The sequence below is a fragment of the Prosthecobacter debontii genome (assembly GCF_900167535.1).
Classification (GTDB): Bacteria; Verrucomicrobiota; Verrucomicrobiia; order Verrucomicrobiales; family Verrucomicrobiaceae; genus Prosthecobacter; species Prosthecobacter debontii.
The window spans coordinates 1-1,622 of sequence record NZ_FUYE01000051.1 but is presented as its reverse complement, the minus strand read 5'-3'; the positions used below and the strand labels follow the sequence as shown (position 1 = coordinate 1,622).

1 protein-coding gene and 1 pseudogene are annotated in these 1,622 nt (G+C 24.4%); both read left to right on the top strand.

From position 1 onward, the window contains the following. Positions 1 to 828, top strand: a pseudogene (locus tag B5D61_RS25500) (hypothetical protein); the annotation flags it as partial. Positions 829 to 838: 10 nt separating this feature from the next. Beyond that, on the top strand, positions 839 to 1,622 hold a 784-nt coding region (locus B5D61_RS26020; RefSeq protein ID WP_139373518.1), incomplete at its 3' end, for a site-specific integrase.

The window sequence follows — 1,622 nt, the reverse complement described above, 5'->3', positions numbered from 1 at the left end:
AATGGAACTTTTTATGTTGAAATTCCAAGAATAATTTTTAAATCTCTTTGTAATCAGGATAAATTTTATTATACAACAATCCAATTATTAGAGCAAAAATCTTTGAAATATCTATATACTCCTATATTTTATGAAATATTTAAAAAATATGAAAAAATCAATATTCCCAATTTTTCTATAGATGAATTAAAAAATATAACTGGTACTCAAAATAAATATCAAGAATATAAATATTTTAAAAGAGATGTTCTTTTAAAATCAATAAAGGAACTTAATAAAATTGATAAAAATTACGAATATTCGTTTGAAGAAAAAAGACTTGGAAGAAAAGTAAATGAAATTAAATTTATTAGAACTGAAAAAAATACCATTGATATAAGTTCAGAACCTCAAATGTCAGAAAAGCTTTTAAATGCCATAACTAAAGCTCGTAAAAACCAATATATAGATTCTGTCTATTCTCAAAAAGCTTTAGATACGATTCTTACTATGTATGAGGAGAAAGACATAATTAAAGGGCTTAATGAGCTATATAAATATAATTCTGAAATTAAGAATTTTTCTAAAATCTTAATTTCTAAAATTGAAGATATAAAAAATTCGAAACTAGAGAATCTAAAAAAGAAAAAAGAAAAAAAACAAGAACCAATTGAAGAGTCGATTAATTCTACAGAACCTATAGAATCAAATTTAGAAATGGAAAAAGAAAAAATCTCTTTTTTAATACTGCAAAGTAAACATTCAATGACTCAAAGACTTAATCTAATGACTCAATTAGTAGAGATACACAGTTTAGAAAAATTATTAGAATTTAAAAATAAAATTTAGAATATTTTTTATGGAGGGTAAAATGGCTAGGAACAGAGAAAAAAAAGGTTCTCTTCTTCATCAAGTAAAAATAGCACTTGATTCTAAATTGGCCATAGGAGAATCTAAATTTTTAGATAAACAAAATGGACTTACAAACAATAAAATATATTCATGGGAAACCTATAGAACTTATTTAAAGCATAATATATATTTTATTAATTGGGTTAAAGAAGTTTATAACTGTAAATCTTTAGAGGAATGTAAGCCATATATAAATAATTGGCTAATTTATAGAGAATCTCAGGGATTATCTACATATACCCTTAAAGTCGAAAGTTCAGCATTAAGAAAGCTTTTTAATATTTCTTCAGAAGATATATATAAATTAAAACCCAGGGAAAGAAAAGATATACAAAGAAGTCGAGGAGATAAAATTAGAGATAAACATTTTTCAGAAAAAAATCATGAAGATTTGGTCAGATTTTGTCGTGCAACTGGATTAAGAAGAGGAGAACTAAAAGAATTAAAAGGGACTGACTTAAAAATAATCGATTCTAACGCGTTTATTTCAATTTCTAGAGGTTCTAAAGGTGGTAGGCCAAGACAGATACCACTTTTATTTGATGAACCGTTTATAATCAATTTTATGACTTCAAAAGAAAATAAAAAAATCTTTGATAAAATTCCTAATGGAGCAGATATACATGGTTATAGAGCTGAATATTGTACTAAAGTTTATAAAAAATATGCTAGAGATATTTCTAACATTCCTAAAAATGAGAAATATTTTTGTAGAAAAGATTTAAAAGGAA